Source organism: Xanthobacter sediminis (genome assembly GCF_043195015.1).
In the GTDB taxonomy this organism is placed as follows: Bacteria; Pseudomonadota; Alphaproteobacteria; order Rhizobiales; family Xanthobacteraceae; genus Xanthobacter.
Genome location: NZ_JBAFWH010000009.1, coordinates 201,987 through 216,514 on the forward strand (window position 1 = coordinate 201,987; position 14,528 = coordinate 216,514).

General features: G+C 69.2%; 15 protein-coding genes. 5 read left to right on the top strand and 10 right to left on the bottom strand.

Annotated features, from left to right (window positions below; all coding sequences use genetic code 11):
• The first annotated feature begins 11 nt into the window (after positions 1–11).
• From V5F61_RS13870 to V5F61_RS13885, 4 genes are all read left to right on the top strand, one after another.
• Positions 12–446: an HIT domain-containing protein gene (locus V5F61_RS13870; RefSeq protein WP_393988585.1), complete on the top strand. Its 435-nt coding sequence runs from the start codon at positions 12–14 to the stop codon at positions 444–446.
• Positions 443–1,438 carry a beta-ribofuranosylaminobenzene 5'-phosphate synthase family protein gene (locus V5F61_RS13875; protein WP_393988586.1) on the top strand — a complete coding sequence of 332 codons (996 nt, stop codon included), beginning with the start codon at positions 443–445 and terminating at the stop codon, positions 1,436–1,438. The genes V5F61_RS13870 and V5F61_RS13875 overlap by 4 nt, the downstream gene beginning before the upstream one ends.
• A gap of 120 nt (positions 1,439–1,558) precedes the next feature.
• The gene (locus tag V5F61_RS13880; RefSeq protein WP_393988587.1) at positions 1,559–2,695 is read left to right on the top strand and encodes an ATP-grasp domain-containing protein; all 1,137 of its coding nucleotides are present in this window, start codon (positions 1,559–1,561) and stop codon (positions 2,693–2,695) included.
• A 14-nt stretch (positions 2,696–2,709) separates the two neighbouring features.
• Positions 2,710–3,540, top strand: a complete 831-nt coding sequence (locus tag V5F61_RS13885; RefSeq protein ID WP_393988588.1) for a triphosphoribosyl-dephospho-CoA synthase — start codon at positions 2,710–2,712, stop codon at positions 3,538–3,540.
• Positions 3,541–3,620: 80 nt separating this feature from the next.
• On the opposite strand, the gene V5F61_RS13890 is transcribed toward V5F61_RS13885, so the two are convergent.
• The 4 genes from V5F61_RS13890 to trxB form a co-directional block, all read right to left on the bottom strand.
• Positions 3,621–4,319, bottom strand: coding sequence for a M15 family metallopeptidase (locus V5F61_RS13890; RefSeq protein ID WP_393988589.1), 699 nt, complete (start codon positions 4,317–4,319; stop codon positions 3,621–3,623).
• A 114-nt stretch (positions 4,320–4,433) separates the two neighbouring features.
• Positions 4,434–4,952 (bottom strand): peptidoglycan-binding domain-containing protein, encoded by a 519-nt coding sequence (locus tag V5F61_RS13895; RefSeq protein WP_393988590.1) that lies wholly within the window; start codon positions 4,950–4,952, stop codon positions 4,434–4,436.
• Positions 4,953–5,279: 327 nt separating this feature from the next.
• On the bottom strand, positions 5,280–6,170 hold the full coding sequence (locus tag V5F61_RS13900; protein ID WP_393988591.1) for a LysR family transcriptional regulator: 891 nt from the start codon (positions 6,168–6,170) through the stop codon (positions 5,280–5,282).
• A 101-nt stretch (positions 6,171–6,271) separates the two neighbouring features.
• Positions 6,272–7,228 carry a thioredoxin-disulfide reductase gene (trxB, locus tag V5F61_RS13905; RefSeq protein WP_393988592.1) on the bottom strand — a complete coding sequence of 319 codons (957 nt, stop codon included), beginning with the start codon at positions 7,226–7,228 and terminating at the stop codon, positions 6,272–6,274.
• A 272-nt stretch (positions 7,229–7,500) separates the two neighbouring features.
• Here trxB and V5F61_RS13910 point away from each other — a divergent pair, with 272 nt between their 5' ends.
• Positions 7,501–7,983, top strand: a complete 483-nt coding sequence (locus tag V5F61_RS13910) for an Lrp/AsnC family transcriptional regulator (protein ID WP_393988593.1) — start codon at positions 7,501–7,503, stop codon at positions 7,981–7,983.
• Positions 7,984–8,004: 21 nt separating this feature from the next.
• Here V5F61_RS13910 and V5F61_RS13915 read toward each other — a convergent pair whose 3' ends face one another.
• From V5F61_RS13915 to V5F61_RS13940, 6 genes are all read right to left on the bottom strand, one after another.
• The gene (locus tag V5F61_RS13915; RefSeq protein ID WP_393988594.1) at positions 8,005–8,838 is read right to left on the bottom strand and encodes a carbohydrate ABC transporter permease; all 834 of its coding nucleotides are present in this window, start codon (positions 8,836–8,838) and stop codon (positions 8,005–8,007) included.
• Positions 8,835–9,746, bottom strand: coding sequence for a carbohydrate ABC transporter permease (locus tag V5F61_RS13920; protein ID WP_393988595.1), 912 nt, complete (start codon positions 9,744–9,746; stop codon positions 8,835–8,837). Before V5F61_RS13920 ends, V5F61_RS13915 begins: the two co-directional genes overlap by 4 nt.
• Positions 9,747–9,836: 90 nt before the next feature.
• Positions 9,837–11,105, bottom strand: coding sequence for an ABC transporter substrate-binding protein (locus V5F61_RS13925; RefSeq protein ID WP_393988596.1), 1,269 nt, complete (start codon positions 11,103–11,105; stop codon positions 9,837–9,839).
• Between the two features lie 51 nt (positions 11,106–11,156).
• The gene (locus V5F61_RS13930; protein WP_393988597.1) at positions 11,157–12,239 is read right to left on the bottom strand and encodes an ABC transporter ATP-binding protein; all 1,083 of its coding nucleotides are present in this window, start codon (positions 12,237–12,239) and stop codon (positions 11,157–11,159) included.
• A gap of 2 nt (positions 12,240–12,241) precedes the next feature.
• The gene (locus tag V5F61_RS13935; RefSeq protein ID WP_393988598.1) at positions 12,242–13,024 is read right to left on the bottom strand and encodes a DeoR/GlpR family DNA-binding transcription regulator; all 783 of its coding nucleotides are present in this window, start codon (positions 13,022–13,024) and stop codon (positions 12,242–12,244) included.
• 176 nt (positions 13,025–13,200) lie between these two features.
• Positions 13,201–14,523: a replication-associated recombination protein A gene (locus V5F61_RS13940; protein WP_393988599.1), complete on the bottom strand. Its 1,323-nt coding sequence runs from the start codon at positions 14,521–14,523 to the stop codon at positions 13,201–13,203.
• Positions 14,524–14,528 lie beyond the last annotated feature (5 nt).

The following is a 14,528-nucleotide window of genomic DNA, read 5'->3' on the forward strand; positions in this document are numbered from 1 at the left end:
GGAGGCCCCCGATGTCCGAAGCGCCGGCTTACGACCCCAGCAACGTCTTCGCCAAGATCCTTCGCGGCGAGCTGCCGGCGCACAAGGTCTACGAGGACGAACGGACCCTCGCCTTCCTCGACATCATGCCGCGCTGCCCCGGCCACGCCCTGGTGATTCCCAAGAGCGCGGCGCGCAACATTCTCGATATCGACCCCGAGGATCTCGCCCAGGTGGCCCGGATCTCCAAGAAGGTCGCCGTCGCCGCCACGGCCGCCTTCAAGGCGGACGGCGTCGCCGTCATGCAATTCAGCGAGGCGGCCAGCGGGCAGGAGGTGTTCCACCTCCATGTCCACGTCATTCCGCGCCATGTCGGCGTGCCCATGAAGCCCCCGGCGAGCGAGATCGAGAAGCCGGAGACGCTGGCTGAGCACGCGGCGCTGCTGCGCGCCGCCCTCGGCCAGTGAGTACGGCCGCCGCGCTGACCATTCGGGCGCCGGCGCGACTCCATCTCGGCTTCCTCGATCTCGGCGGCGCCCTGGGCCGGCGCTTCGGCAGCCTGGGCATCACCCTCGCCCGGCCGGTGACCCAGGTCACCGTCGCCCGCAGCGATGCCGATGCCGCCCTCGGCCCCGATTCGGACCGCGCCGCGCGGGTACGCGATGTGGTGCGCGCGGCCCTGGGCATCACCGGCGGCTTTGCCGTCAGCATCGACTCTGCGCTGCCACCCCATGGGGGGCTCGGCTCCGGCACCCAGCTCGCCCTGGCGGTGGGGGTGGCCGTGGCGCGGCTCGGCGGGCATGATCTCGATGCACGCGCGGTGGCGGGCCTCATGGGGCGCGGGCTGCGCTCGGCCATCGGCATCGAGGCCTTCACCGGCGGCGGCGTCATCCTCGACGGTGGAAAGCGCCTGCCGCCGAGCGACGACGACGCACGGCGCGCACCGCCCCTGCTCTCCCGCCTGCCGCTTCCGGAAGACTGGCGTGTCCTGCTCGCCTTCGATTCCGCCCGCGAGGGCCTGAGCGGCGATGCCGAGACGCGCGCCATGGCGGCCCTGCCGCCCTTTCCGCAGGCGCTCGCCGCCCATTTGTGCCACCTGATGCTGCTGCAGGCACTGCCCGCCCTCGCGGAAGGCGACGCCCACGCCTTCGGCTCCGCCATCGGCGAATGGCAGCGGGCGCTGGGTGATCATTACGCGGCGGCCCAGGGCGGCGGCCGCTTCTGCAGCCCCCATGTGGCCGAGGCCATCGGCTTTGTGGAAAGCCAGGGGGTTCCGGGCGTCGGCCAGAGCTCATGGGGCCCTACCGGCTTCGCCGTGGTGGGCAATGCGGCGCAGGCGGAAGAGCTGCTGCAGGCCTTGCGCCATCGCTTCGCATCGTCCACAAATCTCTCGTTCGATTGCGTGGCGGGCAACAATCTCGGCGCCGAAATCCAGGCGCATGGGGCAGGCCCCGGCTAAACGCCGCCACCAACTTCGCGACCAGGCGCCACGCCCGGTCTGGGATCTCCGGTGAAGAACCGCCCCGCGGCGCGCATGCCGAAACAAGCAGGCGGGTTCACGAACAGCAGGCCGACCAGCATGGATCTCGCTCTCATCGCTCTCTCCGCGCGGTCGCTGGCCGCCAGCGCCGCGCGCGCCGGCTTCGCGGCCCTGGCGCTCGACCTGTTTGCCGACCTCGACACCTGCGCCCATGCGGCGCGCTGCGTGCGCGTGCACAAGCGCAACGGCTACGCCTTCGATGGCGATGACCTGATCAAGGCGCTCGGCAGCCTCTCCCCCGCAGGCCTGCCCGTGGTGCTGGGTGGCGGGCTGGAGGACGACCCGGACCTCATGGCCCGCATCGCAGCCCGCAATCCCATACTTGGCAATTCGCCAGAGATCGTGCGGGTCTTGAAGGACCCTCTCGCTTTGGCCGGCCTGTGCGGCCACCTTGGCGTGCCCTTTCCGGCGGTCACCACCGAGGCGCCCGCTCCGGACACCTTCGGCGATGCGCCGGTAATCGAGAAGAAGACCGGCGGCGCCGGCGGCGGCCATATCCACCGGCGGGCAACCGGTGACCTCTCTGCGCCCCGGCCCGGCTACTACCTCCAGCGCGAGGTTAAGGGCGAGCCCTATTCCCTCCTGCTGCTCGCCAACGGGCGCAAGGCGGTTGTGGTCGGCGCCTCCCGCCAGTGGCGCGACAACGACATGGACCACCCCTTCCGCTATGGCGGCGTGGTCGGGCCCGTCGCCCTGCCTGCGGCGCATGCCGATGCGATACACGAGGGCGCGGTGCGCATCGCCCTGGCGTGCGGCCTCGTGGGCCTCGTCTCCATGGACTTCGTGGTCAGCGAGGACGGCTGGTTCCTGGTAGAGGTCAACCCGCGCCTGGGCGCCACCCTCGACATCTTCGACGTAGACCCGCTGCCGCCCCTGCTCGGCCTCCATCTTGCGGCCTGCGGCGGCCGGGTGCCTGAGGGCCTGCCCGTGCCCTCCGAGATCCACGCCGCGCGTGTGGTCTATGCGGAAACGGACCTGCTGGTGCCCGCCTGCGCCCTGCCCGAGCATGTTGCCGATCGTCCGGCGGCCGGCGCCGCCATCCCCAGGGGCGCTCCAGTGTGCACCGTGCGCACCAGCGGCCCCACGGTCGAGGCCGCGCTGGCACGGCTCGATGTCCTCACCGCCGAGCTGCGCGGCGAGCTGGGCTTCGCCCCGGTCGCGGAGCCGGCGGCCTGAGCCCCTCCGCATCGATGCACGCGCGCGTTGCCGCCTGCTTCCTGGCCGCATGCCGGGCCGAGCTTCAGGCCCTGAAGCCCGGCAACGTGCATGTGTTCGCGGCCGGGCACGGCATGGAGACGCGCCATTTCGAGCAGGCCGCCGAGGCGGCGGCGGAGGTCATCGCCGCACCCGGCCTCGGTGTGGGCGCCCGCATCCTGGCGGCGGTGGAAGCATCTCTGGCGGTTGCCGGCTGCAACACGAACCTCGGCATCATCCTCCTGTCCGCACCGCTCGTGGCGGCCGCGCTCACGCAGGGACCGGGCAACCTGCGGCAACGCCTCACATCGGTGCTCGACAGCCTCACGCTGGAGGATGCCGACGCCGCCTTCCGTGCCATCGCCGCGGCGAATCCCGGCGGGCTCGGCAGCGATGCCGCGGCGGACGTGCGCGCGCCCGCCCGCTTGGACCTGCGCGCCGCCATGGCGCTCGCCGCCGAGCGGGACCGCATCGCCCGGCAATATACAGGCGGTTTTGCCGATGTATTCGGCATCGGCATGCCTGCGCTGGAGGCGGACCCGTGCGCACCGCGCGGCGTGGAAAATGCCTATCTGGCTTTGCTGAGCGCCTTCCCCGACAGCCATATCGCCCGGAAATTCGGAAGCGCGGCTGCCGACGGCGTCCAGGCCGAGGCAAAGGAGGTACGCCATGCCCTCGCCGCCGCGTTGGCAGCGGGTGGCGAAGAGAGCCGCCACGGCCTCCTCCTGCGCTTCGATGCGAGCCTGAAGGCACGGCACATCAACCCCGGCACCACCGCAGACCTCACGGTGGCGAGCATCCTCGCCGCCCTGCTGGACGCGGGCTGAGGCCGGCCCGGCGCTTGGGAGAAACCCATGCGGCCGGCCCTCAAGGACCTCAACCGATGGGCGTGCCCCCCGCGTGGCGATCACTCGATGGGGAAATCGAAATAGGTTTCGGGGAAGGGCTCGTTCGCCAGGGTGAAATGCCACCACTCCTGCTCGAAGGGCCGGAACGCGTGCGCGTCCATAAGGCTGGCCAGCAGATGCCGGTTCTCTCTCTGCGCCGCGCTCACGGCGTCCGACCCAGGCCAGGAGAGGGTGCTGAAGAGATCGAACGGGGTGCCCATGTCCAGCTCGGCGCCGGTCGAGCGGTCCACCAGCGTCAGGTCCAGCGTCGAGCCGCGCGAGTGGCCGGATCGCTCGGCGATGTAGCCCAGGGCGAAGAGCTGGCCCTTGTCGAGATCGGGATAATAGGTGGCCTTGGTGCGGGTATCCGAAAGGTCCGCCGCCCAGCGCGCGAAATGAGCCACCGCGCGGGCGGGGCGGTAGCAGTCGAACAGCTTCAGCGCGAGGCCCCGCGCCTGCGCATCCCGCGCGACGCCAGCCAGCGCCTGCGCCGCGGGACGCGTGAGAAAGCATCGCGCCGCGCCATAGCCATCCACCGGCGCGCCGACGAAATTATGCACGCCGGCATAGCGCACATCGAGCACCACACCCGGCACCACGTCGGCCACATCAACGAACAACGCGGGCCGTTCGGCACGGGCGTCGGGCATCGCCCCCAGCCCGGCGAGACCGAGCACGAGGGCGGCAGGCTTGGCGAAGGTGTTCATGAGGCGTCGCATCGGCTTTCCGCGGAGGCCCCAATCTAGCGCATTTCGGCACCAAGGCGACCCCGCGCGCGCGGCGCGGGACCGAAGACACTCTCCCCGCCGCTAGATGGCGGTGGAACATCAGCCTCAGGAAAAGAAGCTGGTGATGGTCTGCCAGATGCTCTTGTGCGGAGCCGCGGTGATTTCCGCCGCCGCGGGCTTTGCCTCCGGGCTGGCCACTTCCGGACCCGAGAGCGACTTTTCAACCGCCGCCGGCGTGATGACGGCGGAGAAGGCCGTGATCTTGGCCAGGGTCACCGGGCCGGCCATGCCGTCCGGGTCAAGGCCGTTCTTTTCCTGGAAGGCTTTCAGCGCCTTCTCGGTGGCTGCTCCGAAGGCGCCATCGGCTGCAACGCCCAGGGCACTCTGGAGCTTCTTCACGGCCTCGCCACGGCTGCCCACCGCGAGCAGGATCAGCTCCGGCAGGTCCAGCGCCAGGAAGGTGTCGGGCCCGGCCACGCCGTCCACCGCAAGGCCATGGGCCTTCTGGTACGCCTTCAGCGCCTCTTCCGTGGCGGAGCCGAATTGGCCGTCCGCCGACACGCCCAACTTCGCCTGCAAGATCTTCACCGGCTCGCCGGCCAGTCCACGCTTCAGCAACGCCATGGTCCCACTCCCTGAGAGATCGACGCCCGACGTCCCGGCGCCAACGGTACCGTTACAGAATTCTATAACATTTTACCATGGGAACGAAATACCAAGCGCCCAAAAGAAAAATGCCGGGCCCAGTGATGGACCCGGCAAGTATCGCCGCAGAGCGGCGAACCTTCCAGAGGGGAACAGCTGAAGCATCGATCACGATGCGATCAGCGCATGTGCACACTGCACGCCCCTTAGGCAGAAAGCAACGAAAAATGACCGCATATCAGGCATGCGTATTGCGCTTAGCTTTTTGCTTCAGCCCTGCAGAAAGCGTCATTCAAACGATAAACTTCAGTAGTTCCAACGCTGTGCCTTCGAGATCAGAAAATCGCGGAATACCTGGATGCGCGCCACCGAGCGCATCTCCTGCGCGTAGGTGAAATAGGCTTCCAGCTTGGGGGTCTCGCGATCCGTGAAGATCTGCACCAGCGAGTTCGCATCGTCGGTGAGATAATCCGGCAGCGTGCCGATGCCGACCCCGCGCTCCACCGCCCGCTTCAGCCCGAGCACGCTGTTCACCTCGAACGCGGGGATGCGCGGCACGGTGCCATCGCGCCCGGCGTGCTCCAGCCAGTTCAGGCCCTGGAAATAGGAGGGAATCGGCCCGCCGAGCAGTAGGATGCGGTGCTTGTCGAGCTCGTCGAGCGTGCGCGGCTGGCCATGGCGCTTCAGGTAGTCCACCGAGGCGTAAGCGTGGAAATGCACCGTGAACAGCTTGCGCTGCACGAGGTCCGGCTGCACCGGCTGGCGCATGCGAATGGCCACGTCCGCCTCGCGCATGGCAAGGTCGAGTTCCTCGTCCGTGAGGATGAGCTGGATGCGGATGTCCGGGAACAGCTCCACGAACTCGCCCACCCGCGCCGTCAGCCAGTGGGTGCCGAGGCCGACGGTGGTGGTGACGCGCAATTCGCCATTGGGCTTCTCGCGGCTGTCGGAAAGCTGCGCCCGCGCGGACTCCAGCTTCAGGAACACCTCGTGGGCCGTGCGATAGAGCAGCTCGCCCTGCTCCGTAAGGATGAGCCCGCGCGCATGGCGGTGGAACAGGGGCACCTTCAGCTCCGCCTCCAGCGCCGACACCTGCCGGCTGACCGCCGATTGCGATAGCCCCAGCGTTTCACCCGCATGGGTGAAGGAACCCGCCTCGGCGGCGACGTGGAAGACCTTCAGCTTGTCCCAGTCCATGGGTGCCCCGGATGGTGCGGCATCCGGCGGATGCGGGATGCTCTCGTTTTGGAGTGGTCGAGAAAACGCAAAGGGCGCCGCCCGGCGGCGCCCGGCCGGCCTTACTCGGCGGCTTCGGCCACCTCGGCAGCAAGGAAGCGCTCCGCCTCCAGCGCCGCCATGCAGCCGCGCCCGGCGGCGGTGACCGCCTGGCGGAAGATATCGTCCGCCACGTCGCCCGCAGCGAACACGCCCGGCACCGAGGTGGCGGTGGAATCCGGCGCGGTCCACACGTAGCCGGATGACTTGAGCCGGAGCTGGTCCTTCACGAGGTCCGTCGCCGGGGCGTGGCCGATGGCGACGAACAGGCCGTCCGCCGCGAGCTGCCGGGTGGCGCCGGTGCGCGTGTCGCGCAGCACCACGCCGGTGACATGGGTGGGCTCGTCGGCGCCCTGCACCTCGGCCACCTCGGCGTTCCAGATCACCTCCACCTTGGGATTGGCGAACAGGCGGTCCTGCAGGATGCGCTCGGCGCGGAAGCTGTCGCGCCGGTGCACAACGGTGACCTTGGCGGCGAAATTGGTGAGGAACAGCGCCTCTTCCACCGCCGTGTTGCCGCCGCCCGCCACCACCACGTTCTTGCCGCGGTAGAAGAAGCCGTCGCAGGTGGCGCAGGCGGAAACGCCGAAGCCGCGGTAGGCGCCCTCCGAATCCAGCCCCAACCAGCGCGCCTGCGCGCCGGTGGCCAGGATCACCACGTCGGCGGTGTAGCTCACCCCCGATTCCGTGACGAGCCGGAACGGCCGCTGGGAAAGGTCGAGGCTCGCCACATGGTCGGCGACGAGGGTGGTGCCCACGTGCTCGGCCTGGGCGCGCATCTGCTCCATCAGCCAGGGGCCCTGGATGGGCTCGGCGAAGCCGGGGTAGTTTTCCACCTCGGTGGTGATGGTGAGCTGGCCGCCGGGCTGGATGCCCTCGAACAGCACCGGCTGGAGCATGGCGCGCGCCGCATAGATGGCGGCGGTGAAGCCCGCCGGCCCGGAGCCGATGATGACGACCTTGGTATGCTGCACACTCATAATGTCCTCGAAAGGCTCTGCCCGACAGGGCGGGGATGCCGCGCGCGCCAGCGGCGCCCGAACCGCCGCCATGCCGGCGCGCAGCGTAAGCTATGCGCAAATGTAGGGGCTCCACCGCATCGCCACAAGGCATCGCGGCGGTGCCGAAGCTCACCTTTCATGACCATTGTGCACGGGCGATTTGACGAAAGATTATTTCGTTGCGTTGCCGCAATCGCGCACTAAGGTGCCGGTGCGCCGATCATGGGCGCCCTGCCCACCGGGAGTTCGCCTTGACCGTCCGCCTCGATGCTGTCGACTGGAAGATCCTCGACGAGCTTCAACGCGACGGGCGCATGACGAACGTGGAGCTCTCCCGCCGGGTCGGCATCTCCGCCCCGCCCTGCCTGCGCCGCGTGCGCGCGCTGGAGGACGACGGCATCATCCAGGGCTATCGCGCGCTCCTGGACGAGAAGCGCCTGGGCTATGATCTCATGGCCTTCGCCATGGTGCACCTCATCAGCCAGGCGGAAATCGATCTCGCCGCCTTCCAGGACCGCATCGACCAGTGGCCGCTGGTGCGCACCGCCTGGATGCTCTCGGGCGACGTGGACTTCATGATGCTGTGCGTGGCGCCGGACCTGCGCACCTTCCAGAACTTCGTGCTGGAGATCACGGCCACGCCCAACGTGCGCAACGTGAAGACCGCGCTCACCCTGAAGCAGGTGAAGAACGCCCCCGCCGTGCCGCTGGAAGCCGATCCCGCGCGCCCGTGAGACCGCACGCCGCCCTCGCGCTCAGCGGATGCCGGCGCGCAGGAAGGCCTGGATGAACTGCCTCTGGAAGATGAGGAACGCCACCAGCAGCGGCGCCACCACCACGAGCGTCGCCGCGCTGATGATGGAGATGTTGACCCCGCTCTCCGGCGCCCCGAACAATGACAGCCCCACCGTGAGCGGCCGCGTGCCGGGCGAGTTGGTGACGATCATCGGCCACAGGAAGTTGTTCCAGTGGGTGGCGACCGACACCAGCGCGTAAGCGAGATAGACCGGCCGCGTCACCGGCACATAGACCCGCCAGAGCACCCCGAGCCAGGAGCAGCCCTCCACGCGCGCCGCCTCCTCCAGCTCCACCGGCACCGACTTGAACGCCTGCCGCAGCAGGAAGATGCCGAAGGCGCTGGCGATGTAGGGCAGCCCCATGCCGGCGATGGTGTCGAGCAAAGCGAGGCGCGAGACCATGGCGTAATTCTCGACGATCAGCACCTCCGGCAGGATGAAGAGCTGGAGCAGCACCAGCACGAACAGCACCTCGCGCCCCGGAAAGCGGAAACGCGCGAAGGCGAACCCCGCCAGCGTGCACAGCACGAGCTGCCCCGCCAGGGTGAAGCTCACCAGCATCAGCGTGTTGAGCATGTAGGTGGGCCACGGCGCCGCGGCCCACGCGGCCTCGTAATTCTCAAGCGTGAAGGGCGCGGCGAGCGAGAAATCGAGCGCCTGGCCGGGCATGCGCAGCGAGGCCCAGCCGGCGAACAGCAGCGGCGCGATCCACACCAGAGCGAGCAGCCACGCGCCCGCGGCGTCCAGCGCCACGCTCCAGCGGATCGGACGGATGGCGAGCGAGGGTGTCATCGGTAGTGGATCCGCTTGTCGAAGACGGCGAACTGGAGGACCGCCACGGTGCCCAGGACCAGCAGCAGCAGCACCGTCATGGCGGCGGCGTGGGGCCGGTCGAAATAGGAGAAGGCCATCTCCCACACCCAATACAGGGCAAGCTTGGTGGCGTTGTTCGGCCCGCCCTTGGTGAGGATGAAGAGCTGGTCGATCAGCTTCACCGAATTGATGAGCGCGTTGATGAAGATGAAGGCGGTGGTGGGCATCAGCAGCGGCAGCAGCACCCGCCTGAGATAGGTGAAGCGCCCCGCCCCCTCCACCAGGGCCGCCTCGCGCAGGTCGGGCGGGATGGTCTGGAGGGCGGCGAGGTAGAAGATCATGAAGAAGCCCGCCTCCTTCCACACCGTCACGGCCATGACCGCCCACAGCGCCGTCTGCGGCTGGCCGAGCCAGTTCACGGGCGGCAGGCCGAAGAGGCCGGTGAAGCTGTCGATGACCCCAAGGCCAGGCGTGTAGAAGAACAGCCACAGGTTCGCCGCCGCCACCATGGGCAGCACGGTCGGCGTGAAATAGGCACTGCGCACAAAGCCGCGCAGCGGCATGCGCCCATCCGCCCACAGCGCCATCAGCAGGGCCAGGGCGATGGAGACGGGGATCGTCACCGCCGCATAGACGAGGTTGTTGCCGATCACCTGCCAGAAGACCGAATCGGCGACGAGGTCGCGATAATTCTCAAGGCCATTGAACACCGCCGGCCGGCGCGCCGTCCCGCGCGAAAAGAGGCTGCCCCACGCGGTGGCGCCGGCGGGCAGGAAGGCGAACAGCGTGAGCAGGATCAGCGCCGGCGTCACCAGCATCCAACCATAGAGGGCATGGAGGCGGCGCTGGCGCTGGGCGATCGGATCGAGGGCGCGGGCTTCGGGCATGGTGGGTTTTCCGGCGGGTTCCGGCGGTCTCGGCGCGGACGAGGAGGACGGGCCTTGCGGCCCCGCCCTCCCCGCTTCACGGGCGGCCGCTCAGCGCTGGAAGGGCTTGAGCAGCTGGTTGGCGGTGGCCTGCGCCTCCTTCAGGGCGTCGGCCGGCGTCTTGCTGCCGGTGAGCGCGGCCTGGATGGCGTTGTTCAGCGCCTCACGCACGCGGGCGGTGTCCCAGGTGGAGAACTCGGCGATGGCGACCTTGAGCTGGTCGCGGGCGACGAGGGCCTGGGGGAACTCCTTGCCGTAGGCCTTGAGCGCCTCGGTCTCGTAGGCCGCCGGGCTCACGCCCACGTAGCCGGTGGCGATGGACCACTCGGCGGCGCGCTCGGGCGCGGTCATGTAGCGGATGAGCTTCAGGGCCGCCTTGCGCTCCGCCTCGGAGGCGTTCTTGAAGAGGTAGAAATTGCCGCCGCCCGTGGGCGAGCCGGGGCGCTTGTGGGCCGGCAGCTCGGCCACGCCGAAGTCGAACTTGGCTTCCTTCCGCACGGCGGTGAGGTTGCCGGTGGTGTGCCACATCATGGCCGTCTGGCCCTGCACGAAGGCCTGGCGCAGGGTGCCCCACTCCACGAGGCCGGCGGGCGAGATCTTCTGGTCGGTGGAAAGCGACTTCCAGAAGTCGAGCGCCTCGATGACCGCGGGATCATCGAAATAGACCTTGGCGCCGTCCTTGCTCATCAGCTCCTTGCCGTTCTGGATGGCGAAGCACTGGAACATCCAGTAGGGATAGCCGGTGGACGGCACCATGAGGCCGTAGCGGCCCTCCTTGGTGAGCTTCTTGCCGGCCGCCACCATCTCGTCCCAGGTCTTGGGCGGCGAATTGGGGTCGAGCCCGGCTTCCTTGAACATGTCCTTGTTGTAGTACATGACGATGGTGGAGCGCTGGAACGGCACGCCCCAGGTCTTGCCCTCGATACGGCCGTTGGCCATCAGCGCGGGATAGAAGCTGTCGAGCCACGCCTTTTCATCGTCGCTCTTCGCCACGTCGTCGAAGGGGACGATGAGGTCCTGCTCGATCAGGTCATAGGCATCGATGGAGAACAGCACCGAGAGCTGCGCCGGCTGGCCGCTCTTGAGGGCCGAGAGCACGCGCACGCGGGTGTCGTCGTAATTGCCGGCGTAGACGGCCTTCACGTCGACGTCGGGGTTCTCCTTCTCGAACCCCTCGATCATGCCGTCGATGACCTTCGTCAGCGGGCCGCCGACGGAGATCGGGTAATACATGGTCAGCTCGGTCTTCGCGAAGGCCGAGGCGGCCGAGGCCGCGAGCAGGCCCGCCGCCAGGGCGGTGGCGGTGAAAAAGCGTCTCATGGTCGTGTCCTTCCAGCCTTGAGGCAACGCTTGCGGGGTAAAAGGGAACGATCAGCCCGCCGCGCGGGCCGGCGGGTCCGCCGGACGGCGGACGGGAATGCGGCGGCCGCTCTCGCGGTCGAACCAATGGGTGGCTTCGGGCGCCCAGCTCAGCGAGACGGCCGAGCCCGGCTGAGGCTCCGCGCGGCCGGGAATGCGGGCGGTGAGCGCCTCGCCGCCGGAAAGGCGCAGGTAGACGAAGGTTTCCGCGCCCAGGAACTCGCTCGCCACCACGCTGGCCGAAAGCGGGCCGGCGCCCGGCGGCAGCACCCGCACCGCCTCGCTGCGCACACCCGCCATCAGGCGCTCCTCCACGTAGCCGGCCGGCGCCAGGAACGAGACCGCCGCCGCCGGCACCAGCGTCATGGGCGGAGTGCCGATGAAGCCGGCGGCGAAGGCGCTGGCCGGCGCCTCATAGAGCGCGGCCGGCGCGCCCTGCTGCTCGATCCGCCCCTCACGCATGAGGATGACCTCGTCGGCCATGCCCATGGCCTCGGTCTGGTCGTGGGTGACGTAGATGACCGTCATGCCGAGCCGGCGCTGCAGGGCGCGGATCTCCTGCCGCACCCCATGGCGCAGCTTCGCGTCCAGGTTGGAGAGCGGCTCGTCCATCAGGCACAGGGGGTGGTCGGCCACGATGGCGCGGGCGAGGGCCACGCGCTGGCGCTGGCCGCCGGAGAGCTCCGCCGGCTTGCGGCCATCGAGCCCCTCGAGGCCCGTCACCGCCAGCGCCTCGCGCAGCCTGCGCGCCCGCTCGGCCTTCGGCACGCGCCGCACCTTGAGGCCGAACATGATGTTCTCCGCCACCGAAAGGTGCGGAAACAGCGCATAGGACTGGAACACCACGGACAGGCCGCGCCCCGAGGGCGCCAGCGCGGTGACGTCGCGCCCGCCGATCTCGACCCGCCCGCGATCGGGCGTCTCCAGCCCGGCGATGAGCCGCAGCGTGGTGGACTTGCCGCATCCAGAGGGGCCCAGCAGCACGGTGAAGCTGCCCCGCGGGATGGTGACGGAGAGATCCTCCACACCCCCGCCGCCCGGAAAGATGCGGCTGACGCTGTCGAGGCGGACGAAGGGCTCTGCTGTCGCGGCCATGCTCATGCTCCCGTGCCGGAGGCGATGCGCAGGCGCGCGCCCATGCCGTCCTCTTCGAACAGCGCGTCGAACGGCGGCGGCGGGGCCGCGTCGAGCACCACCATGTCCACATCGCTCAGATGCCCGCCCCGCGCGGGCGCCGGACGGCCGAACTTGCTCGCGTCCGCCACCAGAATGGAGCGCCGGCAGCTCTCCCGCATGGCGGCGCGGGCGAGCACCTCCGCCCGGTCGAAATCCACGAAGGTGCCGTCCGCCTCGATGCCGCCGACGCCGAAGATGCCGAAATCCACCCGGTAGTTGCGGTACATCTCCTCCACGTGCGGCCCGAGCACGTCGCGGTCCGGCAGGCGCACCGTCCCGCCGGGCAGGATGATGCGGTTGGAGGGCGCGACGGAGAGCGCCATCGCCACGTTCAGATTGTTGGTGATGACGGTGAGGTCCTCGTGCTCCTGCATGGCGAGGGCCACGAACTCCGGCGTGGTGCCGATGCCGAAGGAGACCGAGGCGCCGCCGGGAATGAGGCGCGCCACCAGCGCGCCGATGGCCTGCTTGGCCAGGGGATGGATGATACGGCGCGAGTCGTAGGGCAGGTTGAGGCGGGGCGCCTCCACATATTCCGCGCCGCCCCGGCGCCGGCGCAGCAGGTTGGCGTCGCACAGCGTGTTGATGTCCCGCCGGATGGTCTGCGGGGTCACGCAAAACTGCTCCGCGAGCGTCTCCACGCTCAGGAAGCCGCCCTGCCGGGCGAGATCGACGATATCCTGCTGCCGCGATGTAATGTTCATTCGGTCCGTCATCATGTTCATTCGAACATGGCGCGGACCCTATCCGGGCTCATTGAAGCTGCGACGTCAGTTCCATGACGTTCGAATGAACACGCAGCGCGCGCAGGAGCCCAGCGCAGGCGTGGGGGCGCAGCCCGGATCGCCGTTGCGATGTCGGATGGCCCGAAGGCGGCGCCCTATTTCTCCCCGCGCTCGGCGCGCAGGCGGGCCCAATAGTCCATGCGCTTGCGGATCTCTCGCTCGAAGCCCCGCTCCACCGGGTGGTAGAAGCTCTGCCGGCCGAGCGCCTCGGGGAAGTAGTTCTGGCCGGAGAAGGCATCCGGCTCGTCATGATCGTAGCGATAGCCGAGGCCGTAACCCTCGCGCTTCATGAGCTTGGTGGGTGCGTTCAGGATCTGCTTGGGCGGCGTCAGCGAGCCCGCGTCCTTGGCGAGGCGCGTCGCGGCCTTGAAGGCGGTATAGACCGCGTTCGACTTCGGCGCGGTGGCCACGTAGACGACCGCCTGGGCGAGCGCCAGCTCTCCTTCCGGCGAACCGAGGAAATCGAAGGCGTCCTTCGCCGCGCTCGCCACCACCAGGGCCTGCGGGTCGGCATTGCCCACATCCTCGATGGCCATGCGCACGATGCGCCGCGCCAGGAACAGCGGGCTCTCGCCCGCATCCAGCATGCGCGCGAGATAATAGAGCGCCGCGTCGGGGTCCGACCCACGCACCGACTTGTGCAGCGCGGAAATGAGATTGTAGTGCCCGTCCTCGCTCTTGTCGTAGATGGGCGCCCGGCGCTGCACCACCTCCGCCAGGCCGGCCACGTCGAACACCTCGCCGGGCCGGGCCGCGCGCCACACCTCCTCCGCCAGGGTGAGCGAGGCGCGCCCGTCGCCGTCCGCCATATTCACCAGAGCGAGCCGCGCCTCTTCCGTCAGCGGCAGCGGCTTGTGCTCGATTTCCTCCGCGCGGGCGAGCAGGCGGCCGATGGCCTCCGCATCGAGCGCGCGGAACACCAGTACCCGCGCGCGGGAGAGCAGGGCTGCGTTCAGCTCGAAGGAGGGGTTCTCGGTGGTGGCCCCCACCAGTGTGACCGTGCCATCCTCCATCACCGGCAGGAAGCCGTCCTGCTGGGCGCGGTTGAAGCGGTGGATCTCATCCACGAACAGCAGCGTCGACTGGCCCAGCCGCCGCCGCGCGCGGGCCTGCTCGAACACCTTCTTCAGGTCCGCGACACCGGAGAAGATGGCGGAGATCTGCTCGAAGTGAAGATCCGTGGCCGTGGCCAGCAGCCGCGCCACGGTGGTCTTGCCCGTGCCCGGCGGCCCCCAGAGAATGAGCGAACCGAGGGAGCGGCCCTCCAGCATGCGGGTGAGCACGCCGTCCGGCCCCACCAGATGGTCCTGCCCCACCACCTCCGAAAGATGCGTAGGCCGAAGCCGGTCCGCCAGGGGGCGCGCCGCGCCCTCCCCCGCACCCGCGGCCACGCCGGCCGCCTCGAACAGATCGCCCATGGCGA